Source organism: Vibrio sp. J1-1, from assembly GCF_021728395.1.
In the GTDB taxonomy this organism is placed as follows: Bacteria; Pseudomonadota; Gammaproteobacteria; order Enterobacterales; family Vibrionaceae; genus Vibrio.
Genome location: NZ_JAKKCM010000048.1, coordinates 1 through 1331, shown reverse-complemented (window position 1 = coordinate 1331; position 1331 = coordinate 1). Strand labels below are relative to the sequence as shown.

General features: G+C 44.9%; 1 protein-coding gene and 1 pseudogene. Both read right to left on the bottom strand.

Annotated features, from left to right (window positions below; all coding sequences use genetic code 11):
• Positions 1-807 (bottom strand): annotated as a pseudogene (locus L3V31_RS21970) (IS3 family transposase); the annotation flags it as partial.
• Positions 777-1079 carry a helix-turn-helix domain-containing protein gene (locus L3V31_RS21965; protein ID WP_237319356.1) on the bottom strand — a complete coding sequence of 101 codons (303 nt, stop codon included), beginning with the start codon at positions 1077-1079 and terminating at the stop codon, positions 777-779. The gene L3V31_RS21965 and the pseudogene L3V31_RS21970, both read right to left, overlap by 31 nt.
• Between the last annotated feature and the right edge of the window lie 252 nt (positions 1080-1331).

The following is a 1331-nucleotide window of genomic DNA, read 5'->3' as shown; positions in this document are numbered from 1 at the left end:
CCGTTTGGTGTTGTAATACTCGATGTATTCTTCAATTTTCTCTATAAGATCATTCGCGTCTTTGAAGGACTGATTATGGTACATCTCTGTCTTCAGCAGTGCGAAGAAGTTCTCAGCAACGGCATTGTCTAAGCAGTTACCTTTTCTCGACATACTTTGCGTTAATCCACTGTCGACTACTTTTTCCTGATATGACCGATGGCGATACTGCCAGCCTTGATCACTATGTATAACCGGTTTTGAACCCCCATCTAGCTTCGAGAGCGCTTCCGTCAGCATATCAGTAACAAGAGGTAAGCGTGCATTCTTCGCCACTTTATAAGCGACTACTTCTTGAGTAAACAAGTCCACGACTGGTGACAGGTAGACTTTCTGCTCTTTGACTTTGAACTCCGTGACATCGGTTACCCATTTCTCATCTGGCTTGGTCGCACTGAAATCTCTTTTCAATACATTAGGCGCGACTTTTCCAGATTCACCTCGATAAGAACGGTATTTCTTAAGTCTAACTGTCGACTTCAGGCCGAGTTGTGCCATCAGCCGTTGGACGGTCTTGTGGTTTAGTATGACACCTTGGTTTTTCAACGCTAAGTGAATACGACGATAGCCATACCGCCCCTTGTGCTCATGATAAATGGATTTTATTAATTCCCGCTCAGTCGCATAGTTATCCGAGCGCTTGCTCGCTTGCGCTTGATAATAGAACGCACTCCTCGCAAGTTGGAGTGCTTGGAGTAAGTGTTTTAAAGAGTATGTATTTCTCAGAGTTAGAGCTATTACCGTTTTTTCTTTGTTTGACGGCGTTTCTTTTCCTGCGCTAACTCTTCCAACTTTTTTAGGACAGCATTCTCTGCTCTCAAGTAGGCGAGCTCTTCTTTCAGCTCCTCAAGAGTCTTTTCATCATCCGATTTTAGGGGACGTTGAGGTTGCTGTTTCATGGGAGGCCTTCCTATTGCTTGGAGCTCAAGCCCTTGAATACCTCGCTCTCTATATCTTTTGAGCCAGACGGAAAGTATCCCAGGAGTTGAGAGATTTAAGACGGCACTAGTGTGCGTCAGAGACCAGCCATTCGTCCACATTAAATTGAGTGCTTGTAGTTTAGTGTGAGCAGTCGAAGCGTAAGCCGTCGGCGTAAATGAATCAGTACCGTGAATGGCTAAGACTTGCGCCCAGTACCTGATTTGCCTCGAGGAAATGGAATGTTGTTTGGCTAAAAGACGAGATGACACACCACTTAAGCACTGCTTGGCTAAGATGCACTTCAACTCACGACTATATTTGGACATGAAAGACCCCCAATAATTGGTGTCCAACTATTGGGGGTCAGTTCA

What these genes read in the sequence shown, in the direction of transcription:
- L3V31_RS21965 (WP_237319356.1), bottom strand. Translation starts at nt 1,079, where the DNA reads ATGTGGACGAATGGCTGGTCTCTGACGCACACTAGTGCCGTCTTAAAT.